The sequence below is a fragment of the Synechococcus sp. W55.1 genome (assembly GCF_047461655.1).
In the GTDB taxonomy this organism is placed as follows: domain Bacteria; phylum Cyanobacteriota; class Cyanobacteriia; order Thermostichales; family Thermostichaceae; genus Thermostichus.
This window is the reverse complement of record NZ_JANSHN010000014.1, coordinates 17,264-43,279: the sequence shown is the minus strand read 5'-3', so window position 1 is coordinate 43,279 and position 26,016 is coordinate 17,264. Positions and strand designations below refer to the sequence as shown.

General features: G+C 58.7%; 32 protein-coding genes, 2 pseudogenes and 1 riboswitch. Of the genes and pseudogenes, 8 read left to right on the top strand and 26 right to left on the bottom strand.

Annotation, left to right across the window (positions count from 1 at the left end):
* Positions 1 to 236 precede the first annotated feature (236 nt).
* From NW816_RS08570 to NW816_RS08555, 4 genes are all read left to right on the top strand, one after another.
* Positions 237 to 806 carry a Uma2 family endonuclease gene (locus NW816_RS08570; RefSeq protein ID WP_414408872.1) on the top strand — a complete coding sequence of 190 codons (570 nt, stop codon included), beginning with the start codon at positions 237 to 239 and terminating at the stop codon, positions 804 to 806.
* 235 nt (positions 807 to 1,041) lie between these two features.
* Entirely contained in the window at positions 1,042 to 1,494 is a 453-nt protein-coding gene (locus NW816_RS08565) for a ubiquinol-cytochrome c reductase iron-sulfur subunit (RefSeq protein WP_414408871.1), read from the top strand.
* 93 nt (positions 1,495 to 1,587) lie between these two features.
* Positions 1,588 to 2,736, top strand: a complete 1,149-nt coding sequence (locus NW816_RS08560; RefSeq protein WP_414408870.1) for a glycosyltransferase — start codon at positions 1,588 to 1,590, stop codon at positions 2,734 to 2,736.
* A gap of 108 nt (positions 2,737 to 2,844) precedes the next feature.
* The gene (locus NW816_RS08555) at positions 2,845 to 3,702 is read left to right on the top strand and encodes a PRC-barrel domain-containing protein (RefSeq protein WP_414408869.1); all 858 of its coding nucleotides are present in this window, start codon (positions 2,845 to 2,847) and stop codon (positions 3,700 to 3,702) included.
* A gap of 143 nt (positions 3,703 to 3,845) precedes the next feature.
* Here the strand turns inward: NW816_RS08555 and NW816_RS08550 are convergent, their stop codons facing one another.
* The 23 genes and pseudogenes from NW816_RS08550 to rplC form a co-directional block, all read right to left on the bottom strand.
* On the bottom strand, positions 3,846 to 4,826 hold the full coding sequence (locus NW816_RS08550; protein ID WP_414408868.1) for an alpha/beta fold hydrolase: 981 nt from the start codon (positions 4,824 to 4,826) through the stop codon (positions 3,846 to 3,848).
* Between the two features lie 23 nt (positions 4,827 to 4,849).
* Complete coding sequence (gene infA, locus NW816_RS08545) at positions 4,850 to 5,074, bottom strand: translation initiation factor IF-1 (protein WP_011434173.1); 225 nt, start codon at positions 5,072 to 5,074, stop codon at positions 4,850 to 4,852.
* A gap of 130 nt (positions 5,075 to 5,204) precedes the next feature.
* Positions 5,205 to 5,978 (bottom strand): type I methionyl aminopeptidase, encoded by a 774-nt coding sequence (gene map, locus NW816_RS08540; protein WP_414408898.1) that lies wholly within the window; start codon positions 5,976 to 5,978, stop codon positions 5,205 to 5,207.
* A 38-nt stretch (positions 5,979 to 6,016) separates the two neighbouring features.
* Positions 6,017 to 6,598 (bottom strand): adenylate kinase, encoded by a 582-nt coding sequence (locus NW816_RS08535; RefSeq protein WP_414408867.1) that lies wholly within the window; start codon positions 6,596 to 6,598, stop codon positions 6,017 to 6,019.
* A complete protein-coding gene (gene secY / locus NW816_RS08530; protein ID WP_414408866.1) occupies positions 6,598 to 7,896 on the bottom strand; it encodes a preprotein translocase subunit SecY in 1,299 nt (432 codons plus the stop codon). The genes NW816_RS08535 and secY overlap by 1 nt, the downstream gene beginning before the upstream one ends.
* Before the next feature lie 153 nt (positions 7,897 to 8,049).
* Positions 8,050 to 8,502, bottom strand: coding sequence for a 50S ribosomal protein L15 (gene rplO / locus NW816_RS08525; RefSeq protein WP_414355942.1), 453 nt, complete (start codon positions 8,500 to 8,502; stop codon positions 8,050 to 8,052).
* A gap of 37 nt (positions 8,503 to 8,539) precedes the next feature.
* A complete protein-coding gene (rpsE, locus tag NW816_RS08520) occupies positions 8,540 to 9,076 on the bottom strand; it encodes a 30S ribosomal protein S5 (protein ID WP_414344276.1) in 537 nt (178 codons plus the stop codon).
* Between the two features lie 18 nt (positions 9,077 to 9,094).
* Complete coding sequence (rplR, locus tag NW816_RS08515) at positions 9,095 to 9,463, bottom strand: 50S ribosomal protein L18 (RefSeq protein ID WP_414355943.1); 369 nt, start codon at positions 9,461 to 9,463, stop codon at positions 9,095 to 9,097.
* A 7-nt stretch (positions 9,464 to 9,470) separates the two neighbouring features.
* Positions 9,471 to 10,016, bottom strand: coding sequence for a 50S ribosomal protein L6 (gene rplF / locus NW816_RS08510; RefSeq protein ID WP_414355944.1), 546 nt, complete (start codon positions 10,014 to 10,016; stop codon positions 9,471 to 9,473).
* 33 nt (positions 10,017 to 10,049) lie between these two features.
* Complete coding sequence (gene rpsH, locus NW816_RS08505) at positions 10,050 to 10,460, bottom strand: 30S ribosomal protein S8 (RefSeq protein ID WP_011434165.1); 411 nt, start codon at positions 10,458 to 10,460, stop codon at positions 10,050 to 10,052.
* A 59-nt stretch (positions 10,461 to 10,519) separates the two neighbouring features.
* A complete protein-coding gene (gene rplE / locus NW816_RS08500) occupies positions 10,520 to 11,062 on the bottom strand; it encodes a 50S ribosomal protein L5 (RefSeq protein ID WP_414355946.1) in 543 nt (180 codons plus the stop codon).
* Positions 11,063 to 11,130: 68 nt separating this feature from the next.
* Positions 11,131 to 11,529, bottom strand: a complete 399-nt coding sequence (gene rplX, locus NW816_RS08495) for a 50S ribosomal protein L24 (RefSeq protein ID WP_011434163.1) — start codon at positions 11,527 to 11,529, stop codon at positions 11,131 to 11,133.
* Entirely contained in the window at positions 11,529 to 11,897 is a 369-nt protein-coding gene (gene rplN / locus NW816_RS08490) for a 50S ribosomal protein L14 (protein ID WP_011434162.1), read from the bottom strand. The genes rplX and rplN overlap by 1 nt, the downstream gene beginning before the upstream one ends.
* Positions 11,894 to 12,145 carry a 30S ribosomal protein S17 gene (gene rpsQ / locus NW816_RS08485; RefSeq protein ID WP_011434161.1) on the bottom strand — a complete coding sequence of 84 codons (252 nt, stop codon included), beginning with the start codon at positions 12,143 to 12,145 and terminating at the stop codon, positions 11,894 to 11,896. The genes rplN and rpsQ overlap by 4 nt, the downstream gene beginning before the upstream one ends.
* A complete protein-coding gene (rpmC, locus tag NW816_RS08480) occupies positions 12,145 to 12,366 on the bottom strand; it encodes a 50S ribosomal protein L29 (RefSeq protein WP_011434160.1) in 222 nt (73 codons plus the stop codon). Before rpmC ends, rpsQ begins: the two co-directional genes overlap by 1 nt.
* Positions 12,367 to 12,379: 13 nt before the next feature.
* Positions 12,380 to 12,847 carry a 50S ribosomal protein L16 gene (gene rplP, locus NW816_RS08475; RefSeq protein ID WP_011434159.1) on the bottom strand — a complete coding sequence of 156 codons (468 nt, stop codon included), beginning with the start codon at positions 12,845 to 12,847 and terminating at the stop codon, positions 12,380 to 12,382.
* A 58-nt stretch (positions 12,848 to 12,905) separates the two neighbouring features.
* Entirely contained in the window at positions 12,906 to 13,655 is a 750-nt protein-coding gene (gene rpsC, locus NW816_RS08470) for a 30S ribosomal protein S3 (RefSeq protein WP_414355948.1), read from the bottom strand.
* A gap of 36 nt (positions 13,656 to 13,691) precedes the next feature.
* Positions 13,692 to 14,063 carry a 50S ribosomal protein L22 gene (gene rplV, locus NW816_RS08465; protein ID WP_414355949.1) on the bottom strand — a complete coding sequence of 124 codons (372 nt, stop codon included), beginning with the start codon at positions 14,061 to 14,063 and terminating at the stop codon, positions 13,692 to 13,694.
* A gap of 44 nt (positions 14,064 to 14,107) precedes the next feature.
* Complete coding sequence (gene rpsS / locus NW816_RS08460; protein ID WP_011434156.1) at positions 14,108 to 14,389, bottom strand: 30S ribosomal protein S19; 282 nt, start codon at positions 14,387 to 14,389, stop codon at positions 14,108 to 14,110.
* Positions 14,390 to 14,455: 66 nt separating this feature from the next.
* A complete protein-coding gene (gene rplB / locus NW816_RS08455) occupies positions 14,456 to 15,340 on the bottom strand; it encodes a 50S ribosomal protein L2 (RefSeq protein ID WP_414374544.1) in 885 nt (294 codons plus the stop codon).
* 49 nt (positions 15,341 to 15,389) lie between these two features.
* Positions 15,390 to 15,689 (bottom strand): 50S ribosomal protein L23, encoded by a 300-nt coding sequence (locus NW816_RS08450; RefSeq protein ID WP_414408865.1) that lies wholly within the window; start codon positions 15,687 to 15,689, stop codon positions 15,390 to 15,392.
* Between the two features lie 316 nt (positions 15,690 to 16,005).
* Positions 16,006 to 16,632: pseudogene (gene rplD, locus NW816_RS08445) on the bottom strand (50S ribosomal protein L4); the annotation flags it as partial.
* Between the two features lie 57 nt (positions 16,633 to 16,689).
* Positions 16,690 to 17,334 (bottom strand): 50S ribosomal protein L3, encoded by a 645-nt coding sequence (rplC, locus tag NW816_RS08440; RefSeq protein WP_414344285.1) that lies wholly within the window; start codon positions 17,332 to 17,334, stop codon positions 16,690 to 16,692.
* Positions 17,335 to 17,800: 466 nt separating this feature from the next.
* Between rplC and NW816_RS08435 the strand changes: the two genes are divergently transcribed.
* Positions 17,801 to 19,831, top strand: a complete 2,031-nt coding sequence (locus NW816_RS08435; RefSeq protein ID WP_414408864.1) for a hypothetical protein — start codon at positions 17,801 to 17,803, stop codon at positions 19,829 to 19,831.
* Positions 19,832 to 19,888: 57 nt separating this feature from the next.
* Here the strand turns inward: NW816_RS08435 and NW816_RS08430 are convergent.
* Positions 19,889 to 21,105: pseudogene (locus NW816_RS08430) on the bottom strand (RNA-guided endonuclease InsQ/TnpB family protein).
* A gap of 137 nt (positions 21,106 to 21,242) precedes the next feature.
* Between NW816_RS08430 and NW816_RS08425 the strand changes: the two are divergent.
* The 3 genes from NW816_RS08425 to NW816_RS08415 all read left to right on the top strand — a co-directional run bounded on the left by NW816_RS08425 (position 21,243) and on the right by NW816_RS08415 (position 23,851).
* Entirely contained in the window at positions 21,243 to 22,592 is a 1,350-nt protein-coding gene (locus tag NW816_RS08425) for a methyltransferase domain-containing protein (RefSeq protein WP_414408863.1), read from the top strand.
* 169 nt (positions 22,593 to 22,761) lie between these two features.
* Positions 22,762 to 23,298: a hypothetical protein gene (locus tag NW816_RS08420; RefSeq protein ID WP_414355955.1), complete on the top strand. Its 537-nt coding sequence runs from the start codon at positions 22,762 to 22,764 to the stop codon at positions 23,296 to 23,298.
* Positions 23,299 to 23,332: 34 nt separating this feature from the next.
* Positions 23,333 to 23,851: a MogA/MoaB family molybdenum cofactor biosynthesis protein gene (locus NW816_RS08415; RefSeq protein ID WP_414391002.1), complete on the top strand. Its 519-nt coding sequence runs from the start codon at positions 23,333 to 23,335 to the stop codon at positions 23,849 to 23,851.
* A gap of 28 nt (positions 23,852 to 23,879) precedes the next feature.
* On the opposite strand, the gene metK is transcribed toward NW816_RS08415, so the two are convergent.
* Complete coding sequence (gene metK / locus NW816_RS08410; protein ID WP_414349600.1) at positions 23,880 to 25,139, bottom strand: methionine adenosyltransferase; 1,260 nt, start codon at positions 25,137 to 25,139, stop codon at positions 23,880 to 23,882.
* 298 nt (positions 25,140 to 25,437) lie between these two features.
* A riboswitch (SAM riboswitch) is annotated at positions 25,438 to 25,549 on the bottom strand.
* A 67-nt stretch (positions 25,550 to 25,616) separates the two neighbouring features.
* A complete protein-coding gene (locus NW816_RS08405; RefSeq protein ID WP_011434147.1) occupies positions 25,617 to 25,985 on the bottom strand; it encodes a hypothetical protein in 369 nt (122 codons plus the stop codon).
* Between the last annotated feature and the right edge of the window lie 31 nt (positions 25,986 to 26,016).

Sequence of the window (26,016 nt, the reverse complement as noted above, 5' to 3'; positions counted from 1 at the left end):
CCCACACGATAGCGCAGCCAATAGTCCAGCTCTAGAGAACCTCTATCCATTGAGCCGTCGTGGTTAGAGAGGAAGGACTCCGTCTCGCTTCTGTGAACGGGATCCTGGGTTAAGATTTGGCTACGCCAAGTGTGGTTTCCGCCGTTGCGACAGCGTTGCAGTTGTCGGCGCAGTGCCGTAGGTATAGCAGCAGGGTGCCCTAGGCATAGCATCATCCATCGCTACAGGGACAGCTAATGACTGCCACAGAGGTACGCTGGACTACTCGAGACATCGAGGCTCTGCCAGAGAATGAATGGATCCGCTACGAGATCATCGACGGAGAACTGCTGGTAACTCGCTCTCCTCACCACAAGCATCAGCACCTGGCCGGGCGGATTTTCTCCCTGCTGGATCAATGGTCGCTCGAGACCGGGCTGGGTGAGCCTTCCATTATGCCAGGTCTCATTTTTTCTGACTCGGACAGTGTATCTCCCGATGTTGTTTGGGTTAGTTATGAGCGGCTGTCCCAGATTCAAGATGAAGCAGGACATTTTCGGGGTGCCCCTGAGCTGGTGGTTGAAGTCCTATCACCTGGAAAAGTTCATGAGGATCGAGACTGCTTGGCAAAACGGAAACTCTACTCTGTGTATGGGGTGCAAGAGTACTGGATCGTCGATCGGCTGGCTCAGAGAGTAGAGGTGTATCGCAGACAACAGGCCCAGTTGGTCTTGGTAGAAACGCTGTTGGCTCAGGATGCGTTGTCTTCTCCCCTGTTGCCCGGCTTTGTCTGCACGGTTGCTGAGCTGTTTACCTCCCGACCCTAGGCTCCAGGCGTACAACAGCCGAAAGGGATCCCATCCCATCGGCCAAATCAATGAAGCAACCAAGATGCCTGCTGCTGCGTACTCTAGCCGGAAAAAGTGCGGCTTGGCCCTGGCCGAAACTGTTCCGGTGTAACAAAATGTTAAGGGCAGCATTTGTACGGGGATCCCTTCTGAAGGGGCCGGTCTTTTGCTGGCTCATGACCTACATTTCGCACACCTCCAAGGACACATAGCCATGTACAACAATCGTCGTGGTTTTCTTCGCTGGCTGGCTCTCGGTTTTGGCTCGTTGGTGGGTTGGTTACCTGGGTTTACCCGGCGCCGTTTTGCCCTGGCCCAGGGAACTGCTTCTGGCTCTAAGGCTTCTGAGCCGGAGTTTGTGAAAGTTGCCACTCTGGCCGATCTCAAAGATGGCCCCTTCAAGGTGGAAAACGCCTTTGGGAAAAACACCGCCACCCTCTGGCTGGTCGGGGATCCGCAAAAAGAAGATTCTCTGCTGGCTTTGGATGCCGCCTGTCCCCATGCGGGGTGTGATGTGAACTGGCGGGGGGAGAACTTTGTCTGCCCCTGTCATGGCTCGGCTTTTGCTGCCGATGGCAGCCGTACCCGTGGCCCGGCCAATGCAGACCTGGCCATCTACAAGGTCAAGGTGGAGAAGGGAGAAATTTTTGTAGCCAAAGCCTCATAAAGTTCTGGGCAGGCTGTGGGCTTTGAGGCCAGGCAAAAGGAGTCGGGTATCCGGATTGAGAAGACAATGGGCTGAGCTACCGAGGCTCTCCCTATGGCTTGCCCCTACCGCTACCTGTTCCTCTCCACCCCTGTTGGACCTCTGGGATCCGGGGCCGGTGGTGGGGTGGAGCTCAATCTTGCCAACCTGACGCGTGTCTTACTCCAGATGGGATCCCAAGTGCGGGTGTTGGCCCCTGTGGGATCCCGAATGGCGGAGTTGCCGGAGGAGGTGATCGAGCCGGTGGCGGGCCTTCCCCCGGCCTATGCGCAAACCCAGCGCCGCGATCAGCCGGTTCTGATCCACACCCCCTCTCTGCTGGCCAACCTGTGGCAGCGGGCTGCCCACCTGCAAGATCAGTTCGATCTAATCGTGAACTGGAGCTACGATTGGCTCTCGTTTTATTTGACGGATTTTTTCCGCACCCCGGTGGCCCACATTGTTAGCATGGGATCCCTCAGCGATGCCGTCGATCAGGCTCTAGAGCACATTGCCCATCGCTACCCTGGTCGGCTGGCGGTGCATTCGCGGGCGCAAGCCCAGACCTTTGCCTTTGCCCGAGCCGAGATGGCGGCAGGTCGGGATCCCTTTGTCTATCTGCCCTGCGGGGTGGATCTGCGCCTCTACGACTTTGTGCCCCAAGGGAATGGATCCCTGTGTTGGATTGGGCGCATTGCCTCCGAAAAGGGCCTGGAAGACTGTGCTGCCCTAGCCGAGAAGACGGGAAGGCCGGTGGTGATCCTAGGCCACCTGCAAGAGCCAGGCTACTGGCAGCAGATCCAAGAGCAGTACCCGAATGCCCAATTGGATTACCGAGGGTTTTTGCCCACCCCGCAAATGCAGCGGATCTTGGGGCAATGCTCAGCCTTGATCATGACCCCCAAGTGGGTGGAGGCCTTTGGCTTGGTGGCGGTGGAAGCTTTGGCCTGTGGCGTGCCGGTGATTACCTACCGCCGGGGTGGGCCCGCGGAAATTGTCAGCGATGGAGAAACCGGCTGGATCGTCGAGCCGGACAACGTGGCAGCTTTGGCAGAGGCTGTAGAGCGCCTAGATCACATCGACAGGAGCCGCTGTCGGCAACGGGCAGAAGAGCACTATTCCCTGGGCGCGATGGCAGAGCAGTTTCTGGCCTGGAGCAGGCAGATTGGCCGGGATCCCACCTGGGCAGCCCGCGAGGGAGGAGACAGGCAGTGGTACTATTAACTTACTTAATTCTGGCGAACTGTGTCAGACACGCAGCCCAACAACGGGAACGTTTTGACTTACGACGGGGAAACCATCATGACGACTGGGAAAGGATCTGTTGCGCTGGTGCGATCAGAGGTTCGTCGGCGGTCACAGGTTCTGGGAACGCAGGTGATCAGCCAGGGCAACGCAGCCCGGCTTGGGGTAGTCAGCGAAGTTTGGGCGGATCTGGAAGCCAAGCAGGTTCTGGTGCTGGGGGTGCTGGAAAAAGCCCTTGCCGGATCCCCCCGTTTGATGGAGCTGCGGCAAGTAACAGCGTTGGGTCAGGATGCAGTTCTTGTCCCCAGCGAAGAAGTTTTCGATAACTTGGATTTGGAGGGCCTGAGTCGCGTGGTTGGCAGCGAGGTGGTAACCGAAGAAGGGATCCGCCTCGGCAAAGTTAAGGATTTTGAGTTCAACTCCGTCTCCGGCATCATCACGGGCTTGGTGCTCTCCAACCTTGGCCTCACCTTTTTACCTGGCTTTATCCTCAGCACCTATCTGCTCTCCACTGACGAGATTGTCTCTGTGGGCGGGGATCGCCTTATTGTTGCCGATGGCGCTGAGACCCGCCTGACCCAACTGGCCAAGGGGATTTTGGAAACCCTGGGAATCGGCAAGCCCCCTTGGGAAGCCGGAGTTAGCCCTGCTCCTGCCCTGCCCAGTGCTGTCGAGAGTTCCGCCGTCGAGGAAGATTACGAAGAAGAATACGACGAGGAATACGAAGCCGAAGAAGAAGACGTTTACGCAGAAGAAGAGCCTGAACCTGAGCCGCAGCCTGTGCGTCCTCGTCCACCTGAGCCCGCACCTGCCCCCGAACAACCGGCTTGGGAACAGGAGTATGCCAAAGAAGAGACCCCTCCTTCTGAGCCTGCCCCTCCTCCTTCCAGCTCCACTCCTGTGGATGGTGATCCCTGGGAAGATAAGGCCGGGGAGCCCACTTGAGTTGCCGGACTCGTACCAACTCCCCTCTGCGCTCGGGATGGTCACGTCAACCGAGAGCACGGCCCTTACCCCTGGCGCTAGGGCTGCTTCTTGCGCCAATCTCCCACTTTTTTCTGCCAAGGGGTGAAGGGATCCCCTGTCCGTCATCCCGGTAGAGCAGGATCGGCTTCGGCCAAGAAGCGCAAAGCCACCGACAAAAAGGTCTGCGGCGCTTCAATGTGCGGAAAAGCAGCCCCTGGCAACCGGTATATCGGCACCTCCGGGCGCAAGGTGCGATATCGCTCTGCCTGTTCTGGGCCGGTGAGACGATTTTGTTCTCCCCAGACCAGAGCCATGGGCTTGGCCACCACGCGAAAGTCGTCTTCGATGGGCAAATTGAGCCTGCCGGTGAGAAAAGAACGGGGGGCAAATTGAGCCCCCGCTTGGTGAGCTGCCCGGTAATAGTAGTCCACCACCGCCTCATCCAGGGCGTAGCTGGGGGAGAACAAGCTCTGCTCTGTAAACAAGCGTACACTCCAGGGGGCGGTGATGCCGTTGTAGAAAGCCAACCCCAAAACGGGCAGGCTGAGAAATCCATAGGCAATCTGAGCCAAAGGGATCCCGAGGGCATCGGGGATGAGGCTGTTGTCTCCCAGAGGGGCGATGAGCAACAGCTTCTGCCAATGGTGGGGTTGTAGACGGGCCGAGCGCAGCGCAAACCCTGCCGAGAGAGAGTTTGCAATGACGTGACAGGGTCGCCCGATCACCTCCTGGACAAAATCCCCGATCATCTCGGCGTAGAGACTGCCGGTGTACTCCAAATCTGGACGTTCTGAGTTGCCCCACCCCAACAAATCCAGAGCATAGACTTGATAGTGCTGCCCCAGCTCCGCCATAATGGCACGAAACTCATAGCTGGAGGAGCCTGCCCCAATGCCGTGCACCAGCAACAACGGCTGGCCGGATCCCATGACCTTGTAAAACAGGCGATGGCCGCGCCAGAAGTGATGCCTTTCCTCTCCCGGCAGCAGGCTCTGCAGAGGCTGAGTTTGGGAAGAGATCCAAGCGTTGAAAACGGCTAGAGCACCCAACCCGCCGACAGTAGTCCAGAGCCCGATCTTGAGAACTTGGCTCAGCTCTTTCATCCTCAGCAGCCCAGCTAGGGAACCTACTTTTTCTTAAGGCGGTAGGTGATGCGCCCTTTGTTGAGGTCATAGGGGCTCAGCTCCACCTTAACCCGGTCGCCGGGCAAGATCTTGATGTAGTTGCGGCGAATTTTGCCGGAGATATGAGCGAGCACGTTGAAGCCGTTGTCCAGATCCACTCGGAACATGGCGTTGGGCAGGGATTCCGTAACAACCCCCTCCATTTCAATGGCATCTTCCTTAGACAATGAGCCCTCCCAAAAACGACATAACAAACAACAGAACAATCAACAGCCGCGACGACACGCGCTGTTAAGAAATGAAAATATACTCCATCTCTTCTATCCTAACCGTTGCAGTCCTTCATCAGGAGATCCCTTAGGACTGAAAAGGCGTGCGATCGGTCAAAATTTCTGCTCCAGACTCGGTGACCAAGACCGTGTGCTCAAACTGAGCTGACCAAGAGCCATCTACTGTGACCACCGTCCATTGGTCTGGCAACACTCGGGTTGCCTCTCCCCCCGCATTCACCATCGGCTCAATGGCCACTGTCATGCCGGAGCGCAGCTTGGGATTGGGCAGATCGCGGGTGCGATAGTTGGGAAACTGCGGCTCCTCGTGCAGGTTGCGCCCCACCCCGTGACCAACATACTGCTTCACCACAGAATAGCCCCGCCCCTCGATGTAATCTTCAATGGCACCCGAGACATCCTGAAGCCAAACGCCGTGGTGCACACAGTCGATGCCCGTCTGCAGGGCTTTGGCCGCAGTATCGATCAGATCCCGAGCTGCGTCGCTCAGGGGTTCCAGGCCGATGGTGATACAGGAATCCGCATGCCAGCCCTCGACGATGGCACCAAAATCCACTTTGACCACATCTCCCGGCTGCACCACTTTACGGGGACTGGGGATCCCGTGCACCACCTCATGGTTGACACTGACACAAACGCAGGCGGGAAAGCCGTAGTAGCCCTTGAAACTGGGCAAAGCATTGAGTTGGGCCACCCGTCTCTCAGCATAGGTATCGATATCTGCCGTAGTCCAGCCCGGCTCTAGGCGCTCCGCGATCTCCTGCAATACTTGGGCCACCACCCGACCGGCCCGCCGCATTTTCTCCACTTCGCGGCGAGATTTGATCTCAATAAGCTGCATGCCCCGCCGCTGGGAGGGATTTCCAGCTCCTGCTCTGATCACGCCGTCCTCCTGAAGCCTTCCAAAAGAGCCTGCAGATGTTCCTGTACGGATTCCATCGGCTGGTTGCCGTTGACCCGCTGCAAGCGCCCCTTGGCCTCATAAAAATCAATTAGGGGAGCCGTCTGCTGCCGATAGACCTCCAGACGCTTGAGAATCACCGACCGATCCGCATCATCGCTGCGCCCCTGTTCCTTGCCCCGGGCCAGCAGCCGGGCCACCACCACCTCATCCGGCACCTCCAAGTTGAGGACGTAGTCGTAATCTTGTCCCAGCTCTTGCAGCAGCTCTTCCAAGGCCTCTGCCTGGGCTAAGGTGCGAGGAAATCCATCTAGGATCCAGCCCTGCTCCGGAGATTGCTGCAACTGCCCCTTCACCATTCCGATCAGCACCTCGTCGGGCACCAGCTCTCCCGCATCCATGTAAGCTTTGGCTTGGCATCCCAGCGGTGTCTGAGCCTTGACCTCGGCCCGCAGCAGATCGCCCGTGGAAATTTTGGGCGTGTGGTAGATGGCCGCCAGCCGCTCCGCCTGTGTACCTTTGCCCGCCCCCGGCGGCCCCAGAAAGATCAACCTCGGCACTACTGTTTGACCATCCCTTCGTAGCGTTGTGAGATGACATAAGTCTGGATCTGCTTGGAGGTCTCAATCGCCACCCCCACCAAAATCAGCAGCGAGGTCGCCCCCAAACCTTGGAAAGTGGTGATGCCGGTTGCCCGTTCCACCGTCGTCGGGATGATGGCCACCGCGCACAGGAACAAAGCCCCCAGCAGCGTCAGCCGATTGAGGATCCCTTCGACATACTCAGCAGTGGCCTTGCCCGGACGTATTCCCGGAATGCTGGCTCCCATCTTCTTCAAGTTCTGAGCCAGATCCACCGGGTTGATGAGCAAAGAGGTGTAGAAGTAGCTGAAAAAGAGGATCAGCACGAAATAGAAGGGAATGTAGAACCAGGAGGTGGGGGATAGGAAGTTGGCCACCTGCACCAAGGTCAGGTTTTGGGTGTACTGGGCCAAGGCCAAAGGCAGAGACATCACCGAGTAGGCGAAGATGATCGGCATCACCCCCCCCTGGTTCAGCCTCAGGGGCAGATAGCTTTTCTGCTCGCGGAACAGCTTGTTGCCCACCTGGCGCTTGGCATAGACGATCGGGATCTTGCGGCTGCCCTCTTGGATGAAGACAATGCCGACAATGGTGGCCAAAAAGATTGCTGTCAACAGCAAGATGCCACCGATAGTGCTGCTATCGGCACGGGCCAAGCTGATGGTCTGTCCAAGGGCACGGGGCAGAGTGGCAACAATGTTGATGAAGATCAACAGCGAAGGGCCACTTCCCACCCCCTTCTCCGTGATCATCTCTCCCAGCCACATCACAAACAGGGATCCCGCCGCCAGAGCCAGGGTGGTGGAGGCCATGAAGGCCAACTCATTGGTGGTACTGGCAAACTCCCGCACCCAAAAGGAAATGCCAATGCCCTGGATAATGGCCCAGCCCAAGGTGACATAGCGGGTGTATTGAGAAATCTGCCGCCGCCCCTGTTCTCCCTCGTTTTTCTGCAGGTTCTCTAAGGCCGGAATGGCCGGGATCAGCAACTGCATGATGATCGAGGCGTTGATGAAGGGCAGGATCCCAAGGGCAAAGATCCCCAAAGCAGAAATCCCCCCGCCGGAGAAGACATCCAGCAGGCCAAACACAGGACTATTGGCAGCTTCGGCGGCAAAGCGGGCCCGATCGATACCGGGAATGGGGATGTAAATGCCCACTCTGACCAGCAGCAGCAAGCCCAAGGTGAGAAACAGACGGCTGCGCAGGCCAGAGGCCATAGCCATCTGCATAAAAGTCTCTTGGGCAGAAGGGGCGGAGCCTCGTGTGTCAACCATAGGGAAGAGAATCTCGCGGGAGCAAAAGGTAAGGTGAGCTATCTACCACTCTACGCTGCCGGTGGTGCAGTCGGCAAAATCAAAGTAAATCCAGAGAAAGTGCAACTCAGCAACTTCCCACAGAAGCCGGCCAGAGCAGCGGGAAGGGGCGGTCTAGGATCCCAAGATTTCCACCCGACCTCCGGCTGCCTCGATCTTGGCTTTGGCTGAAGCGGTAATAGCCGCCGCCCTGATCGTCAGGGGCACGCTGACTTCCCCATCTCCCAAGATCTTCAGCGGGCCATCGTTGGTGGTGACGATCCCTCGTTCCATTAAGCTTTGCAGGCTGACCTCGCTGCCGGCAGGCAGATCCGCCAAGGCGCGCAGGTTGACCAGGGTGTATTCCAGACGCCGCGTGTAGCGGGGGAAATGCTTAAGCTTGGGCAAACGCCGGTAGAGGGGAGTCTGCCCCCCTTCAAAGCCGGGTCGTGTACCACCCCCCTTGCGGGCCTTTTGCCCCCGCATCCCCTTGCCACAGGAGGCCCCCTGCCCGGCAGAAACGCCACGACCTAGCCGCCGCCGCCGCCGCGTCGAACCTGCTTGAGGCCGAATGTCTTCCAGTCGCATGGCTACCTCTAGCTCACTTGCTCGATATACCTGTCCATCACTTGCCAAGTAGGCGGCGCACATCGATGTCTCGGTCTTGGGCCACCTGCTTAAAGGTACGCATCCGCCGCAGCGCATCGATGGTAGCACGGGCATTGTTGAGGGGGTTGCTGGATCCCAGTTGCTTGGCCAAGCTGTTGCGTACACCCGCCAGCTCCAGAACGGTGCGGACTGCCCCCCCTGCGATGACGCCTGTGCCGGGAGCTGCTGGCATGACCAAGACGGTGGCACCGCCGCCTGCCCCCTGCATGGGATGGGGTACGGACAAACCTTTGGTGAGGGGCACCTCAATGAGGTGCTTTTTACCGTCCACAACCCCCTTGCGTACTGCTCCAATCACGTCGTTGGCTTTGCCTACGCCAACCCCGACTTGGCCGCGCTCGTTGCCGACCACCACCACAGCGCGGAAGCTCAACTTCTTGCCGCCCTTGACCACCTTGGTGACGCGCCGAATCTGGATGACCCGCTCTTGCCACTCCGTGGGCTGCTCTTCGCGGCTTTTCTTGCTTCTGCGACGTTCCCTCTGCTCAGCCATGTGCTGTGTCCTCAGTAGCTAGAACTGTAACCCTGCTTCTCGGGCAGCTTCTGCCAGGGCTTGAACGCGCCCGTGATAAAGCTTGCCCCCCCGATCGAAAACCACGCGGGAAATGCCCATCTGTAAGGCTCGTTCGGCAACTGAGCGGCCCACCAAGGCAGCCGCTTCTTGAGTAGCCGTCCCGGTTTCTTTGAATTTTTCGCGCAGCTCCCTGTCCAAGGTGGAGGCGGAGGCTAAGGTATGCTGGGCTACATCGTCGATCACCTGGGCGTAGATGTGTCGATGGGAGCGAAACACGGCCAGGCGAGGCCGCTCGGCAGTGCCGAAGACTTTGCGGCGAATGCGCCGATGACGACGTTGGGTGGTGATTTTGCGGCTGGCTTTCATAGGCTATTCACTTCTTCGCTTTCCCCGATTTACCTGCCTTGCGGCGAACTTGTTCCCCTAGATAACGGATCCCTTTCCCCTTGTAGGGCTCTGGGGGCCGGACGGCTCGGATACGGGCGGCAGTATTGCCCACCAGTTCTTTATCTGTGCCTGAGACAACAATGATGTTGTTTCCCTCAACGGCAATTTGGATGCCAGGGGGAAAGGGGATCTCCACAGGATGGCTGTAGCCAACGTTCAAAACCAACTTGCTGCCTTGGATGGCAGCCCGGTAGCCCACGCCCACCAATTCCAGCCGCCGCTCAAATCCCTTGGATACTCCATCGACCATGTTGGCGACCAAGGTGCGGCAAAGGCCGTGGAGTTGGCGGGCAGGCCGAGAATCGTTGAGACGGCTGACTGTGAGCGTCTGAGCGTTTTGCTGGACTGTGATCAAGGGCGGTAAACTGCGGGACAGTTGACCTTTCGGGCCTTTCACTGCAATGTGTTGGCCGTCGATCTGGATCTCCACCTTGGCAGGAAGGGCGATGGGGCGTCTACCAATACGGGACATGGGAAAAACTCCTGACCAGAGAAAACTTAATGTCTAGTAGACAAGGCAGAGGACTTCGCCGCCAATGCCCTGCTTACGAGCCTCCCGGTCGGTCATAATGCCGTTGGAGGTGGAGATGATGGCAATTCCAATTCCTCCCAGCACTCGGGGCAGCTCTTTGTGGTTGCGGTAAACCCGCAGACCCGGTCGGCTCACCCGCTTTAGACCATTGATGATGGGCCTGCAGTTGCGGCCTTTGCCTTTGTACTTCAATCGCAACACCACCCGGGCTTGGATCCCTTCTCCCTCCTCTTTCCATTCGCTGACAAACCCTTCCTCATGAAGAACGCGAGCGATGCTGCGGGTCATGCGTGTGGCCGGAACTGCCACCGACTCGTGCCGAGCCATGGTGGCATTGCGAATGCGGGTGAGCATATCGGCGATCGTGTCGTTGGTGTGGGCCATCGGTGGGTCAGTGCTCCTCGGAAGATCGATGCAGATCAAGAAAAGTCAGGGTGGGCAACCTAGGAGGCAAAGGGCATGCCAAACGCTTTGAGCAGGGCACGGCCCTCTTCGTCGGTTTTAGCAGTGGTCACAATTGAAATATCCATACCTCGCAACTGATCTACAGAGTCATAGTTGATTTCGGGAAAAATCAGTTGTTCGCGGATGCCCAGGGTGTAGTTGCCTCGTCCATCAAAGGCTTTGGGGCTGACGCCGCGGAAGTCACGGATACGGGGCAGAGCAATGTTGATCAGGCGATCCAAAAACGCATACATGCGCTCCCGCCGTAGGGTTACCATCAGGCCAACCGGCATGCCCTTGCGAATCTTGAAGCTGGCAATTGCCTTTTTGGCGCGGGTGATCACCGGACGCTGACCGGTGATGGCGCTGATCTCGGCAATGGAAGATTCCAGAGCCTTGGCATTTTGGGAAGCTTCCCCCAAGCCGCGGTTGATGACGATCTTCTCCAGGCGGGGCACCTGGTGGATGTTGGTGTAGCCCAACTCCTTTTGCAGCTTGGGGACGATGACGGTGTTGTAGAGGATTTGCAGACGTTGGGGCATGGTGGCTTCTCCTTGCGGCTCTGGGCTGGGTCAGAGCCAAACCAATGATGGAAAAAAGAATGTAATGCCTAGTCGAGGATCTCGCCTGTTTTCTTAAGGACGCGGACTTTGCGACCATCGGCGGTGATTTGATAGCCGATGCGGCTGGCCACTTCCTGCTTCTTGGAATAGGCCATCACTTTGCAGACGGGAATGGGGGCTTCCTTGGTCTCAATCCGGCCACTTTCCCCTTCTCGCTGAGGTTTGCGGTGGTAGGTAACAATGTTAACCCCTTCCACCAAAACCATGTTGCGTTCGGGAAAGACCCGCAGCACCTCGCCGATTTTGCCTTTATCATCGCCGGAGATCACCTGCACGGTATCCCCTTGCTTGATACGCATTTTGTAGCGCAGGCTGTTGCGGTGCTTGCGAATGCCCGGTCGCCGAACTAAGCGCCGAATTTGGCTGGGTTTGAGGGGGCGAACCATCAGAGTACCTCCGGGGCAAGGGAGATGATCTTGGTGAAGTTTTTCTCCCGCAGCTCACGGGCTACAGGGCCGAAAACGCGAGTTCCACGGGGGTTGCCGTCGTTGTTGATGATCACGGCGGCGTTGTCGTCGAAGCGGATGCACATGCCGTCGGGGCGACGTACTGTGTCGACAGTGCGGATGACAACAGCCTTGACGACATCGGATTTTTTGACAGGCATGTTGGGCAGGGCATCCTTGACGACACCAATGATCACATCGCCCAAGCTGGCGTAGCGACGGCCACTGCTGCCCAGCACGCGAATACACATCATCTTGCGAGCACCGGTGTTGTCGGCCACCGTCAGCATAGTTTGCTGCTGAATCATAGTTTCTTCACCTCCCTCAGGATTTCGGCAACTTGCCAACGCTTGGTGCGGCTAAGGGGACGGGTTTCCGTGATGCGCACCAGATCCCCTTCTTGACAGCGGTTTTCCTCGTCGTGGGCCTTAAACTTCTTGGTCTTGACGACGATCTTGCCGTACTTCGGGTGAGCAACTCGATTTTCCACAGCAACAACCACCGTTTTTTGCATCTTGTTGCTGACCACAATGCCAATCTTCTCCCGAACAGCCATTACTCCTCCTTGGTTGGGCGTTTGCCCCGCTTACGCTCTCCCTCCACAGTTAGTAGTTGCGCCAGCTTGTGTTTGCGCAGCCGGATGAGATGGGGCTGGTTCAACTGCCGCGTGGCCTGCTGCAAACGCAGCTCAAACAGCTCTTTCTTGACGGCGTAGATTTCGTTGCTCAGCTCTTCGTCCGATAAAGCACGGGCATCAGCAATTTTGGGCATGGGCATGGCTGAACTCTCCTCATACACTGCTGGTGGCCACCTCTGAAGCCGTTGCCTGGGCGGGCTCTGGCTTTTCAAAGTCGGCTTTGGTTACAAACTTGACCTTAATGGGCAGCTTCTGGGCGGCAAGGCGCATGGCCTCGCGGGCGATGGGCTCTGCCACTCCCCCCATTTCGAAGAGGATACGGCCCGGCTTGACGACACAAACCCAGTACTCAGGGTTGCCTTTGCCGGATCCCATGCGGGTTTCAGCAGCTCGCTGAGTAACGGGCTTGTCGGGAAAGATGCGAATCCAGATTTGGCCACCCCGCCGAACATAGCGGGTCATGGCCCGACGGCTGGCTTCGATCTGTCGAGCTGTAATCCAGGCGGGTTCTAGGGCCACAAGGCCGTATTCCCCAAAGTTGATGCGGTTGCCACGGGTCGCTTTGCCTTTCATGCGCCCGCGCTGCTGCTTGCGGTATTTGGTGCGTTTGGGGCTTAACATGGCCGTTCCTCAATCATGGGTAACTGATGGGGATCCCTGGGCATTGCCAAACCGGCGGTCAAGCCTCTGCTTGAGCCGAGCGATCTTCAAAGGTGGGCCGCCGCCGCTGCTGCCGACGTTTGGGCTGTTGCAGGGGAAACTTTTGTTCGTGACGTTCCTGCCCGGGCAGAACTTCCCCTTTGAAGACCCAAACTTTGACTCCGATGATGCCGAAGGTGGTATGGGCGAGGTGCTCGGCGTAGTCGATGTCGGCCCGCAAGGTGTGCAAAGGGATCCGCCCCTCCCGCGTCCATTCGGTGCGGGCGATCTCGGCCCCGTTGAGACGACCGGCAATTTGGATTTTGATCCCTTGTACGCCTGCCCGCTGGGCCCGTTGGATTACCTGGCGCACGATGCGGCGAAAAGCAATCCGCCGTTCCAACTGTTGGGCGATATTTTCCGCCAGCAAGGTCGCTTCGGCGTCGGCACGGGTGACCTCTACTACATTGATGCGAATGGTTCGTTCGCCGCCACCTCGTGAACTCAGCTCTTTTTGCAGACCTTGGCGCAAAGTCTCTAGGCCGGATCCGCCCCGACCCACGACCACCCCAGGGCGAGCAGCGCGGATCTCTAGGTCAATTTGATCTGCTTTGCGTTCAATTTGGATATCGGCCAAGCCAGCACTGCTCAATTGCTGGGTCAGGTAGGTGCGAATCTGATCATCCTCCTGTAACAGGGCTGGATAGCGGGCCGGATCGGCAAACCAGCGGCTGCGATGTTCTTTAATCACGCCGAGGCGGAAACCGGTGGGGTGGATCTTCTGTCCCATGGTGGTTAAGGGGTAGAGGTCTGGGAATACGGAAGGTTAGGAAGCTGTCACCACTTCAGCTCCTATGGGCCGGACGGCGATGGTGATGTGGCAGGTGCGCTTGCGAATGGGGTAGGCCCGCCCTTGGGCGCGGGGGCGAAACCGTTTCAGCACAGGACCCTGATCGGCGTAGGCTTGGCTGATCACCAGATCCCGGGGATCCAGGCCGTTGTTGTGCTCTGCGTTGGCCACCGCTGAGCGCAGCACCTTACGAACCGGCTCACAGGCAGCGTAGGGCATGAACTCCAGCAGGATGAGGGCATCGGCATAGGTGCGCCCGCGGATCTGATCCAGCACCCGCCGCACTTTGAAGGGGGACATGCGGATGTAGCGGGCTACCGCTTTAACCTCAGGGGATGAATCAGCCATGGCGCTCTCCCTCCTGCTCAATACTGTCCTACTCGTTGTTTATCTCAACGGCGGGCGGCTTTTTTGTCGCTACCCGCGTGGCCACGGAAGGTACGGGTGGGGACAAATTCCCCCAGCTTGTGACCCACCATCTGGTCAGTGATGTAGATGGGCACATGTTGCTTGCCGTTGTGAACAGCGATGGTGTGACCGATCATGACGGGCAAGATGGTGCTGGCCCGCGACCAAGTCTTGATCAGGTGTTTCTCGTTGCGCTCGTTCATCTTCTCCACCTTGAGAAGCAGCTTGGCATCCACAAAGGGGCCTTTTTTCAGCGAACGTCCCATAAGAACCTCAACCGTTTGATAAGCAATTCACTGTCGAAAAAGCTTCGGGGAGCGAATGGCCAGCGGCTACTGAGCAGCCCTTCCGCCCTTGTCCCGGCGGCCTCCGCGACGGCGACCGCGCACGATGAATTTGTTGCTGGGCTTGTTGCGTTTGCGGGTCTTGTACCCCAGGGTGGGCTTGCCCCAAGGGGTGACAGGGGTACTGCGGCCTATGGGGGCTCGCCCTTCCCCGCCGCCATGGGGATGATCCACAGGGTTCATCACCGAGCCACGCACCTTGGGACGGCGCCCCAACCAACGGCTACGACCCGCCTTGCCCAGGCTGATGTTGTTGTGGTCAACGTTGCCCAGTTGGCCGATGGTGGCGTAGCACTCGCCGCGGATCATGCGGACTTCGCCGGAGGGCAGCTTGAGGGAGACATATTTGCCTTCTCTGGCCACCACTTGAGCGCCAGCCCCGGCGGCGCGAACGATCTGCCCGCCGCGACCGGGATACAGCTCCACATTGTGAACCACCGTTCCCAAGGGGATCCGCTCCAGGGGCATGGCATTGCCGATCTCAAAGGGGGCCTCTGGCCCGGCCATGATGGTGGCTCCCACCTGTAGGTTGCGGGGAGCGAGGATGTAGCGTTTCTCGCCGTCTTCGTATTCCACCAGGCAGATGTGGGCGCTACGGTTGGGATCGTACTCCACAGTTTTGACGGTCGCCGGGATCCCCCGCTTGTCGCGACGGAAGTCGATGATGCGGTAAAGCCGCTTGTGGCCACCACCGCGGTGCCGGCAGGTGATGACGCCACGGTTGTTGCGCCCTTTCTTGCGGTGAATAAATTGCAGCAGCGACTTTTCCGGTCTGGGCCGCTTGCCGTTCTCGTCACGGGACAGCTCCTCGAAGTCAGAGACCGTCATGTGACGGGTGCTGGGGGTGTAGGGTCGGAGAGTACGAATGCCCATGGCTCAGGTAGGGGTGGGGGACGGGACAACAACAGCTCAAAAGGGGCGTTCAGGTGTCCGGGAAGAGGGTGATGGAATCTCCCTCCGCCAAGGTCACGATGGCTCGCTTGGGACGGGTGCGGTAGCCCACAAAGCGGCCCACCCGCCGTTGCTTGCGCGGGAGCTTCAGGGTGTTGACGGAAGTAACTCGCACGCGGAACATTTCTTCGACGGCAGCTTGGATGAGCGGCTTGGTGGCGGTGGGCAGCACTTCAAAGACATATTTGCGCTGCTCCATCAAGGCGGTTGCCTTTTCGGTGATGACGGGGCGCAACAGGACGTCGGCCAGGATCCGCTTGCTCTCAGTCATCGCTTTCCTCCTCTGCTGGGGCTGCTTCGGCCTCTTCTACCGTTGACGGCTCTGCTCCTTGAGCCAGTTCTTCTGCTGGATCTTGGGGCTCTTCGGTTTGCTCTTCTGGCCCCTGCGGATCTGCTGGACGTCCTTGGAGGGCAGCTTGGTTTTCCTGGGCCTCAGGTTGGGCTGGGGTTTGCTCTGCTTCCTCGTGTTCGCTTTCTGGAACGGCCTGATCTTCCGGCCCATCTCCGGGCAGGGCCTGATCTTCGGCTATGTCGGCCTGAGGTGCATCCTCAGAGGGAGTCTCCAGAACTGCCGGCGCAGCGTCGGATCCCCAACGGGCCTTGAGCTGCTCTAGGGCAGAAACGGTGATCAGCACCCAATCGACGTTGAGCAGATCGAAAACGTTGATCTGATCCAGGCCGATCAGCTTAACGCGGGCGATGTTGCGCACGGCCCGCTCTACGGCTTCCGAGCGTTCGGCAACGATGAGCAGAGCCGATTGATCTTCCATCACCCCCCAGCGCAGCAAAGCCTGGGCCACAGCACGGGTTTTGGGCGGGTTGAGCTGCTCCTGGAAATCCTCCACGACGATCAGGTCTTCCACCCGACTTTGCAGAGCGGTGCGCAGGGCCAGTTGCCGTTCTTTGCGGTTCATGGCCAGGTTGTATTCCCGCTTGCGGGGGCCGAAGATCACCCCCCCTTTGCGCCAAAGTGGGGAGCGGATGGAGCCGGCACGGGCCCGACCGGTGCCTTTCTGCTTCCAAGGCTTGCGACCGCCGCCGCGCACCTCAGCTCGGGTCTTGGTGTGGGCGTTGCCCTGACGAGCATTGGTCATCTGCCGGCGCAGTGCCAGATAGAGGATGTGGGCGGCTGTTTCGGGACGAGCAACTTTAAGGCTCAGCTCCGCGCTGCCCACCGTTTCCCCTTGCCAATTTTTCACCACACAACTTGCCATGGTTCCCTCGTCTTTGCGGATGCCGGTCAACCTTGGTTTCACCCAGGGATCCCTCCCCTAACGCTTGTTGCCCACCTGCTTGGCAGGGGTGATCTCCAGCAGCCCTCCTTCTACGCCGGGCACGCAGCCCTTAATCACCAACAGATCCCGCTCCGGATCCACCTGCACCAACTGCAATTTGCGGGTGGTGACTCGGCCACCTCCCAGCCGCCCTGCCATGCGCATCCCCGGAAACACGCGGCCTGGGGTTGTGCCGGCGCCAATGGAACCCGGTCGGCGGTGGTTTTTGGAGCCGTGGGACATGGGGCCACGACCGAAGTGGTGGCGCTTTTGATAGCCGGCAAACCCTCGCCCGATGGAGGTACCTGCCACATCCACCAACTGGCCGGGGGAAAACATCTCGACGGTAATTTTCTGCCCCAATTGGTAAGCTTCCGGCTGATCAACGCGAAACTCTCGCAGGTGGCGCAGCAGCTCTGTCACCCCTGCTTTGCTGAGGTGGCCCCGCTGCGCCCGCGTGAGATGCTTTTCAGTGGTGGGCAAGTAGCCCAACTGAATGGCGTTGTAGCCGTCTGTGGCCTGGGTTTTGATCTGGGTCACGGTGCAAGGCCCCGCCTGTACGACGGTAACCGGAATGGCCAGCCCCTCTGGTGAGAAGATCTGGGTCATGCCGACTTTTCTTCCAAGGATGCCAAGTGCCACAAGAACCTCCAATCGAGCCTGCACGACTCGCTTTCATCAATTCAGAGCCGACTCACTCCGACAATCAGCCGACCTTTCGCGAAGCGGGCTGTAGGCCAATGGCTCAGTCAGCCGGATGGATAGACATACAGCAACAGCGTGGCAGCAGAAAGCTCAGAACAAGGCTGAGTCTGCCAACTCAGGCGAAAAAGCGAGGCAGGGAGAATCAGGGATCCCTGTCCCCAGAGCCTAAGATCAGCATCGGCAACGCTGATCCTCTCGCCTAGTTCACCCCAAAGTTACACGCCAAACTGCTTTTGCTAAGAGCTGCTCAGACTTGCCTGCAAAGAGGCAGTATCTGGGGTAGCAGCGCACCAGGTCGCCAAAGCGGATGGGCTTAGTTGGCAACGGAAAACGATCATAATGAAGCGAAGGCCCGTTTGTCCAGACTTTTGCCGAGAAAATGGGTTGGTTGGGGAGGCCAGCAATGGCGAGAGCAGCTCAGGCGGAAGAAAAGAGCCATTGGCGGGGGAAGCCATCTCCCTTCAAAAGTGTGATGGGCTGGGCAGGCAGTGGGCTGACCCAGGCTTGTGTGGATCACTATCGAAGTTTGTTGCAGGCGGGATCCGATCCGGGCCGGGTCTTGTTTTTGGTGCGGAGTCAACGGCAAGCGGATGAGGTGTTGCGGCGCTTGCAGCAGTCCAGTTCGGGCTTGGTGGGGCCGTGGCGGATCGAGACGTTCTTGCAGCGGGTTGGGCGCTCTCTGGCCGATCATTGGCCGCAGGTGTGTGCCCGCCTTCCTCAGTTGCCTCCTCAGTTTGAGCCGATCCCCTTGGCCAAAGATCTCACTCAATTTCTCTGCGAACGAGCCTGCGCTTTGTGCCCTCGGCATGGGGAAGCCTTTGCCGGGGTCGGGCTCAAGGAGTTCCAGATCTGGGATCAGATCAGCAGTGCTGCTTATATTGCGGGGGCTTCGGGTTTGCCGGCAGAGGTGGTGGGATCCCGGCTGGCCCGGGCTTGGCCCGAGGAGGCAGATCCGCGGCGGGCAGAGGCTTTGCAGGCAATGGGCTGCTGTGTGGGTCGGCTGTGGGAGGCAGCGCTTCGGTTGGGATCCCTGGATTTTGGCCTGCAAATTCGGCTGTTTGGCGAGCACATCCTGCCGCTGGCGGAGTTTTGGCAAGAGTGGGATCACCTGATTGTAGATCAGGCGGAAGACAGTTGTGCCGTGGCGCTGGAGTTTTACCGGCAGGGGCAATCCCATCTGCAAAGTCAATTTTTCAGCTACACCCTTGGTGGTGGGGTTTCCTTGACCGGGATCCCGGAAGCTGTGGCCGACTTCTTGATGGAAAAAACGCAGGTTCAGTTTCTGGAGGGGAGCCATCGCGCTTCAGCAGGCATGATCCGCTTGGGGGTGCAGATTGCGCGGGTGCTGGATCCCCCGTTTTCTCATCCGCTGCCTGAGCCGAAGGGGGGGGAGCTGCCGCTGGTGCAAACCCTGGAGGAAGAGACCCAGTTTGCGGCAGTAGAGGCGATGGTTGCCCAAATTCGCCGGCTTTTGGGGGCCGGGATCCCGGCCCATCGCATCGCTGTTTTGCTGCCCCGTATGGATGCGGGGGTGAGCCTGAGCTTGCAGGAGCAGTTGTCGGAAGTGCCGGTTTTGCCGATTGCCCCCTTCCCGGCCTTGATCCGCTATCCTTTGGTGCGGGCGGTGCTGACGGCAGCAGAATTGGCTCACCCTGAGTGGGGCGCTTTTCCTACTTTGCCGGCTTGGCGGCTGATGTTGAGCTGGGTGCTGGGGCTGGATCCCATCCGGGCGGCTCTGTTGGCCGAAGATACCTGGGATCCGGTGGGGCGTTCTCTGCGTCCCCGAACAGCAGTACGGCAGCCGGAGCGGGTGGGGTTTGCCAACCTGGAGCGCTACCAGCGACTGTTCGATTGGCTGCGCGGCTATCGTCCCGGCCCTTCATTGGCCGCTTTCTTCCAGCAGTTTTTTGCCGATCACTTGGCCTCGGTGATTGCTTCCCCTCAGGATCAAGAGCTGCTGCGCGTATTGATGGAAGCGGCACAACGGTTTCGTCAGGCCTTCCCTGCCGAAGGGGATCCCGCCTTTTTGGCCATGATCCGCTCGGGACAAACCCCCAGCAGCAGCCGCTTCGAACCCGATTATTCCCGCTACTTGGTAGTTGCAACTCCGGTGGCCTATATCAATCGGGGTTTGGAGGCCGATTACCAATTTTGGTTTGATATCACCAGCCCCAGTTGGTCCCGCTCTTTGTGGCATGTGCTCTACAATAGCCGTGTGCTGACGCCGGAGTGGGACGGGGAGGTTTTCGATGCAGGGCGGGATTTACAGGCGCGTCAACGCATTTTGGCCCGCACGCTGTTGAACCTCTGTTGCCGCACTCAGAAGGGGCTGTGGTTGGTGCGCTCCAATTTTAACTACCGCGGCGAGGAGAACACCAGCATTTTGGACTATCTGATTTTGAAGGGGTTGAAGACTATGTCAGCCGTTGGCTGAGAGAGGCCCTATCGTAAACTACCCGCACTCATGCATACGCAAAGCGCTCCGCGCCGCTCAAGCGAAAGAGTGCGGGCTTTCAGAAGCCCTGAGCCTGTTATGCTCTGCCAGAGAACAAAACAAGCTCGTTCGCGAAGCGAGCCGTAGGCTTAACCTCCAGGCTGGTTTACAGCAGCCCCCAAAAGCGCAATTACATTTGCACCATTAAAATCCGCATCCCCTTCCCAACCGCAATGTTCACACTTAAACTGCTTCCCACTGCGGTAGGACTGTTCAAGGTCGGGGTGAATGTGCAGGCACCGGTGGCAAGTTTGGGATGTATAGGCAGGTGGAACGGAAATCAGGTAAACCCCTGCACGCAGAGCCTTGTACTCCAGAAATTGACGGAGTTGGTAGAACGCCCAACTGTTGGCCCGCCTACGCTCTGTCTTACTCCGTGGCTGTTGATTGATCCTTTCCCGAATCCCTGTCAAGTCCTCTAGAGCAATAGCGCTGTTCGTTGCTTTTGCCCTAGCCACAATAGCTTTGGAGATGCGGTGATTGAGCCAGGCTTGAAAGCGCCTCTCCTTGCCAGACAGCCGTTGCAGCAGTTCTCTGCACCTGCGCCGCGAACTGCGTGTGCCCTTACTGGCCTTGCGTTGGAGTACCGCTCTCAACCGGGAGTAGTGGTCTCGGACTCGGTTCAACTGCTGTCCATTCCAGTTATCTCCTTCCGATGTATGTGCAATATCTGTCCTGCCCAAATCCACGCCTACTACTCGCTCTTGCGGTTTGGTAACAGGTGTTTCTGTCTCTAGGCAAATTTGCAGATAGAAATCACCATCACGGCGTTGCACTAAGGTTGCCGCTTTGGGTTTTGTCCCTGCTAACTGACTGCGCTGATAGTCGCCGATGGCTAACTCAAACCGTTCCCTGCCACCAACGGTAGTGATGGACACTGTCCAATCTTTCTCTCTGAAGGAAAAGATGCGGGCATCGTAAGTATCAAACGGCTTCTTAAATTCTTTGACTGGCCTGTTTTTCTGTTGTGCTCCTTTGCGACTACCTGCGACTCTGCGGCATACCTGCTGTGCCAAGTTACTGGACAAGCCAAATCGCGACCTAAGTTCGTAGTAGCAAAGGGATTGGAGCTTGATGGCATTGACTACCTTTGCTGGGGTGTTGGCATTGACCCAGTTCAAGGCTTCTGTGAAAGCAGAAAGGGTGGCAGAGAGTTTTGCCGCTTGAGCTTCTGCTACCTTGAGCTTGCAGGAAAGGGTCAGGACTTGGGTCATAGGTTTATCATACTTTTCATCAAGACGTATTCCTCCCGACGCTGACCCTACGGGTACAGTGCGAGGCTTCTGCGCGAGTAAGCTGAAAGGGTGCTGGCAACTCAGGCTCCCAAGAAATCGGGGGATGCACCGCAGGAATGGTCAAAGGCAAAGGTTTTGGAAAAGCGGCGCAGCCGTCCCTCTCAAGACAGATCCGACAGGCGGCAATCCACTTCCGGCAAGGTGACTGGGCCCGCTGTCGGCAAATTTGTGAGCAGCTCCTCTCGGATGCCGGCTCAGATTCTGTTGGGAGTGCCCGGCGGGGATCCCCTTTGGGTGGTGCCGACCTGTCTGATCCCGGAGCAGCCATCGCCCGGGTTCAGGCCCACGCTCTGTTGGGACAAATCGAGGAGGGAGCCGGTCGCTACCCCGCTGCCATGCTGCACTACCAGCAGGCCATTGTGATCTGTCCACCTGCTGCGCCGGCCAGCTTGGCCGCTGAGGTTCATGCGCTGCTGGGGAGGGTATTGCGGCAGATGGGGGAGAGAAAGCAGGCGCAATTGTTGTTTGAGCAAGCCCTGAACCGGGATCCGCAACTGCTGATGGCCCGGGTGGGGTTGGCCGATCTGCTACAGATGCGGGGAGAATTCGCGGCGGCGGTGGCCCACTACTTGCAGGCTTGGCAGGGATCCCAGCAGGAAGCGGATATCCCCTATCAAATCGGCATGTGCTTCTGGAAGCAGGGACAACCAGAGGCGGCCAGCCCCTGGTTTCGGCGGGCGCTCTCCTTGCAGCCTGACCACAGCGATGCCCGCTACATGCTGGCCATTCTGGGGGAGCTGCCCCTGCCCGACAGAACGCCTCCGGCTTGGGTCAGCCGCCTGTTCGATGAATATGCACCTCGGTTCGAGCAGCATTTGTTGGAGAAGTTAAACTACCAGGGGCCACAGGCTTTGCGGCAAGGGATCCTGGCGGTGGCAGCAGCGCAGGGATCGCCTCCTGGGTTTGAGCGGGCGCTGGACTTGGGCTGTGGCACAGGCTTGGCGGGATCCCAGGTGCGCCCCTATGTCAAGCAGTTGTGGGGTGTGGATCTCTCTGCCCGCATGCTGGAAATCGCCCAACACAAGGGCATTTACGACCACCTGGTTCAGGGGGACTTGCTGGAGCTGCTGCAGCAGACCTCGGAACGCTACGACTTGATCCTGGCGGCAGATGTGTTCATCTACCTGGGGGACCTGGCCCAGGTCTTTCCTGCCTGCGCTCGGGTGTTGAATGCTGGCGGGCTTTTGGCCTTTACCGTCGAGGTGGGATCCACCCCCGGCTACGAGCTGGGATCCACAACGGGCCGCTTTGCCCACTCCCCATCTTACGTGCTGCAGCAGGCAGAAGAAGCAGGGTTGGATCCCGTCTATCACCAGAACTTCACCCTACGACGAGAGGGAGAAGCCGACGTGCCTGGAGCCGTGTGGTGTTTGCGCCGTTCGCGTCAGCGGTGCGGAGCCCATTGAGGGAGAACACGACCTTCCCGAGCTTTCCCTTCATAGGAGCTTCACAGAAAGCCAGTTGAGGTATTCTTGAGCCAGAGTTTCCTCAGGGATCCCGGAAAGAGGAGCCTGATTTCTCGTCAGTCCCTCTGGGTTAGCTTGGGGTTAAGTTTCATTGGGCCAGGGTGGTTTGATGGATCCTGCCACCTTTCTGGAGCACTATGGGTTTGAACTGGAAGGTCAACCCGGCCAGGTTTGGGTGGAGCGCTGGGATCAGTCGTTCCCGGCCCGTTGGATCCCGGTGGCTTTGCTGGAAGCCCTCTACCAGGGGCGGTACAAGGCCACCTCTGTGGAGCAGCTTCTCCGCCTTTGGCAGCGTCGCGGCTCTCCTCATCTTACCTTTCCCCCAGAAATCGGCCAGTTCCTTTGGCAGGAGCAGCAGGAGCTGATCCGCTCTTTGGCTTCGGCTGCCCTTGCCTGTTCTCCGTTGCCGCCGGTACCCCTCGCAGGATCCCTGTTTTCCCGAGAACCGGCCATATCTCTAAACTTGTTGTTGGAGCAGTTGCAGGAGCTTCCCCCCAAGCTGCGCCGCCTGCTCGCCCAGTCCCCTCGTGCCGGTGGGACAGAGTCCTCATCGTTCGCGACAGAGGTGCAGAGCACATTCCCGGAGATTCCGCAGATGGTCGTTGACCCGCCAACTCCTGCCGAGCCTCCTCAGGGACAGTCTTGATGGGTTTGCCACCTTTTCCTCAGGGATCCTGGCCATGAACTTTCCCCTCGATTGCGACAGCGGTGCGGAGCACATTTTTGCCGCCTTGCCCTGTGGGGTGATCACCGTCAGCGACACGCGCACCCCTGAAACCGATCACAGCGGCCAGTTTATCTGCACAGCCCTCCAGGAGTCCGGCCACCGGGTGGAGAGATATTGCATTCTCCGAGATGAACCGCAGCTCATTCGAGAGCAGGTTCAGGATTGGGCCGGATCCCTGCCGGTGATCTTGTTGAATGGTGGCACAGGCATCGCCCCCCGCGACACCACTTACGACGCCATCGAGGCTCTCCTGGAAAAGACCTTGCCCGGCTTTGGGGAGATCTTCCGCCAGCTCAGCTATGCCCAGATTGGCAGTCGGGCCATCGCCTCTCGGGCCATCGCCGGGATCCACGGAAAGTGCTTGATCTTTTCCATGCCTGGCTCCCCAGCAGCCGTGCAACTGGCTATGCGCAGCCTGATCCTGCCGGAGCTACCTCACCTGGTTAAGCAACTGCACCAGGGCAAGCATTGAGGCAGCAGGCCGTCTTAGTGATCCCCTCTTAGGCCAAGAGGGCAGTCGCCTTGGCAAGAGCCTCCTCCCGCAGCAGAGCGGCTTTATCGGTGCGCTCCCAGGGCAGATCCAGGTGAGTTTGCCCGAAGTGACCATAGACCGCTACATTTTGGTAGAAGCGTCCCCCCCGTTGGCGGGGCAGCTCCCGCAGTTGGAACTGGGCCAAAATGGCTGCCGGCCTCAGATCGAAGTGGCGCTGCACCAGCCGCAACAGCTCTTCGTCGGGGATGCGCCCTGTGCCAAAGGTTTCCACCAAAATGTTGATGGGGCGGGCTACCCCAATGGCGTAGCTCACCTGCACTTCACATTTTTGCGCCAAGCCAGCTGCCACGATGTTCTTGGCCACGTAACGAGCCGCATAGGCAGCGCTGCGATCCACCTTGGTGGGATCCTTGCCGGAGAAGGCCCCGCCCCCATGGCGAGAATAGCCGCCGTAGGTATCGACGATGATCTTGCGTCCGGTCAGGCCCGCATCTCCCTGAGGGCCGCCGATGACAAACTTGCCGGTGGGATTGGTGAGGAAGCGGGTGTGGCTATCCGGCTTGATGGGCAGCTCGGCAAACACCGGCGTGACCACTGCCTCCCAGAGATCGGCGCGGATCCGCTCTTGCACCGCCGCCTCTTCCGTAATGGCGCCAATCGTGGGTGTGTGCTGGGTGGAGATGAGCAGGGTGTGAATGCCCACCGGGCGACCTTCCTCATAGGCCACAGTCACCTGCGTTTTGCCATCCGGGCGCAGATAGGGCAGGGTGCCGTTTTTGCGAACCGTGGCCAACTGGCGGCTGAGGCGGTGGGCCAAGCTAATGGGCAAGGGCATCAACTCGGGAGTTTCATCGCAGGCAAAGCCAAACATCAACCCCTGATCCCCGGCCCCGACCAAGTCGAATTGATCTTCCTGGGAGCCGCGACTTTCCAGGGCCACATTCACCCCTTGGGCAATATCGGGAGATTGCTCATCGAAAGCCACCAACACCGCGCAGCTTTCTGCACAAAACCCATTCTTGGCATCGGTATAGCCAATTTCGGCCACCTTGTCCCGCACCAGACGGGTGAAGTTGACCTGCGCTTGCGAGGTGATCTCCCCGGTCAACAAAACCAGGCCCGTATTGACCACAACCTCAGCAGCCACCCGACTGAGGGGATCCGCCGTCAAGAGGGCATCCACGATGGCATCGGAGATCTGATCGCAGATTTTGTCGGGGTGCCCCTCCGTCACCGACTCCGAGGAAAACAAAAACGACTTGGACAACGAACCTTCTCCTTAAAAGCTAGAACTGAGAACCTGAACAAAAAACAAGGCTCACCCGCTCGTTCATTATCCGTCGGAGAAAGAGCCAACCAGGGATCCCCAGGTGCTCCGCACCAGCCCCAACTCAGCCAGAGGAAAGGCCCAGCAACCAGCAAGCGTTCTGCACCGCTGACGCACCAGCACTGCCGCGAAGGCCTTGCCCCGCTGCCGCGACCAGAGCTATGGGAGCTGCTAAAGGATAAAGTTGCCAGAAAAGTCCCTCGCCAAAGAGGGCTATCCTCTAGAGAAAACTTTATTGCCTTTATCTTTCGGTTACTGACTAACCGCAGGAATTGGCACCGTAGCGGAGGCTTCCGCCGGGTTGCCGCAGCTTCATTGGGCCTGGTCCCTCAGTCTGCTCTGGATAAAGAACGGAACTTATCCCTATAGTACCCCCAACCTCCGCCCATTTGTCAAAAAAATAAGCTGTGGGCGGCTTCAGCCAAACAGACCCTGCCACCAGTCTGTCCCCTGAGCGGCTTTGAGAAAGAATGCGCCGGCCAAGCCCAGGGGGGAGAGAACGCCGAGAAAGCCAACTGTCCCCAATCCCCAAGCCAAGCGGTGCAGATGCTTTTTGTCGGCAGGATTTGGCGTCGTTTCGGCTGAGATGGCCAACAGGGATCCCAAGGCTGCCAATAGGGATCCCCCCAGACCTGCAAAGTAGCTGGGCGCTAGCCACGGTTGCAACTCGGCGGCAGATACGACTTGGATGCGGGGCAAGACTTGAAAACACCCTATTGCCAGCACTGCCCAGATGAAGCAGTACATTAGCAGGCTATCTCGGAAAGCAGCAGCCGGTTCTCTCATGATCCCAGCCAATGCAACCAGATGAGGGATT

What these genes read in the sequence shown, in the direction of transcription:
- NW816_RS08570 (WP_414408872.1), top strand. Translation starts at nt 237, where the DNA reads ATGACTGCCACAGAGGTACGCTGGACTACTCGAGACATCGAGGCTCTG.
- rplF (WP_414355944.1), bottom strand. Translation starts at nt 10,016, where the DNA reads ATGTCCCGTATTGGTAGACGCCCCATCGCCCTTCCTGCCAAGGTGGAG.
- map (WP_414408898.1), bottom strand. Translation starts at nt 5,978, where the DNA reads ATGCAGCTTATTGAGATCAAATCTCGCCGCGAAGTGGAGAAAATGCGG.
- rpsC (WP_414355948.1), bottom strand. Translation starts at nt 13,655, where the DNA reads ATGGGACAGAAGATCCACCCCACCGGTTTCCGCCTCGGCGTGATTAAA.
- NW816_RS08415 (WP_414391002.1), top strand. Translation starts at nt 23,333, where the DNA reads ATGAACTTTCCCCTCGATTGCGACAGCGGTGCGGAGCACATTTTTGCC.
- NW816_RS08435 (WP_414408864.1), top strand. Translation starts at nt 17,801, where the DNA reads ATGGCGAGAGCAGCTCAGGCGGAAGAAAAGAGCCATTGGCGGGGGAAG.
- rplP (WP_011434159.1), bottom strand. Translation starts at nt 12,847, where the DNA reads ATGTTAAGCCCCAAACGCACCAAATACCGCAAGCAGCAGCGCGGGCGC.
- NW816_RS08405 (WP_011434147.1), bottom strand. Translation starts at nt 25,985, where the DNA reads ATGAGAGAACCGGCTGCTGCTTTCCGAGATAGCCTGCTAATGTACTGC.
- rplR (WP_414355943.1), bottom strand. Translation starts at nt 9,463, where the DNA reads ATGAAAGCCAGCCGCAAAATCACCACCCAACGTCGTCATCGGCGCATT.
- rpsE (WP_414344276.1), bottom strand. Translation starts at nt 9,076, where the DNA reads ATGGCTGAGCAGAGGGAACGTCGCAGAAGCAAGAAAAGCCGCGAAGAG.
- secY (WP_414408866.1), bottom strand. Translation starts at nt 7,896, where the DNA reads ATGGTTGACACACGAGGCTCCGCCCCTTCTGCCCAAGAGACTTTTATG.
- rplN (WP_011434162.1), bottom strand. Translation starts at nt 11,897, where the DNA reads ATGATTCAGCAGCAAACTATGCTGACGGTGGCCGACAACACCGGTGCT.
- rpsH (WP_011434165.1), bottom strand. Translation starts at nt 10,460, where the DNA reads ATGGCCCACACCAACGACACGATCGCCGATATGCTCACCCGCATTCGC.
- rplO (WP_414355942.1), bottom strand. Translation starts at nt 8,502, where the DNA reads ATGCGACTGGAAGACATTCGGCCTCAAGCAGGTTCGACGCGGCGGCGG.
- rplV (WP_414355949.1), bottom strand. Translation starts at nt 14,063, where the DNA reads ATGGCTGATTCATCCCCTGAGGTTAAAGCGGTAGCCCGCTACATCCGC.
- rplB (WP_414374544.1), bottom strand. Translation starts at nt 15,340, where the DNA reads ATGGGCATTCGTACTCTCCGACCCTACACCCCCAGCACCCGTCACATG.
- rpsS (WP_011434156.1), bottom strand. Translation starts at nt 14,389, where the DNA reads ATGGGACGTTCGCTGAAAAAAGGCCCCTTTGTGGATGCCAAGCTGCTT.
- rpmC (WP_011434160.1), bottom strand. Translation starts at nt 12,366, where the DNA reads ATGCCCATGCCCAAAATTGCTGATGCCCGTGCTTTATCGGACGAAGAG.
- NW816_RS08425 (WP_414408863.1), top strand. Translation starts at nt 21,243, where the DNA reads ATGGTCAAAGGCAAAGGTTTTGGAAAAGCGGCGCAGCCGTCCCTCTCA.
- NW816_RS08550 (WP_414408868.1), bottom strand. Translation starts at nt 4,826, where the DNA reads ATGAAAGAGCTGAGCCAAGTTCTCAAGATCGGGCTCTGGACTACTGTC.
- NW816_RS08565 (WP_414408871.1), top strand. Translation starts at nt 1,042, where the DNA reads ATGTACAACAATCGTCGTGGTTTTCTTCGCTGGCTGGCTCTCGGTTTT.
- NW816_RS08560 (WP_414408870.1), top strand. Translation starts at nt 1,588, where the DNA reads ATGGCTTGCCCCTACCGCTACCTGTTCCTCTCCACCCCTGTTGGACCT.
- NW816_RS08450 (WP_414408865.1), bottom strand. Translation starts at nt 15,689, where the DNA reads ATGACTGAGAGCAAGCGGATCCTGGCCGACGTCCTGTTGCGCCCCGTC.
- rpsQ (WP_011434161.1), bottom strand. Translation starts at nt 12,145, where the DNA reads ATGGCTGTTCGGGAGAAGATTGGCATTGTGGTCAGCAACAAGATGCAA.
- NW816_RS08420 (WP_414355955.1), top strand. Translation starts at nt 22,762, where the DNA reads ATGGATCCTGCCACCTTTCTGGAGCACTATGGGTTTGAACTGGAAGGT.
- rplX (WP_011434163.1), bottom strand. Translation starts at nt 11,529, where the DNA reads ATGGTTCGCCCCCTCAAACCCAGCCAAATTCGGCGCTTAGTTCGGCGA.
- rplE (WP_414355946.1), bottom strand. Translation starts at nt 11,062, where the DNA reads ATGCCCCAACGTCTGCAAATCCTCTACAACACCGTCATCGTCCCCAAG.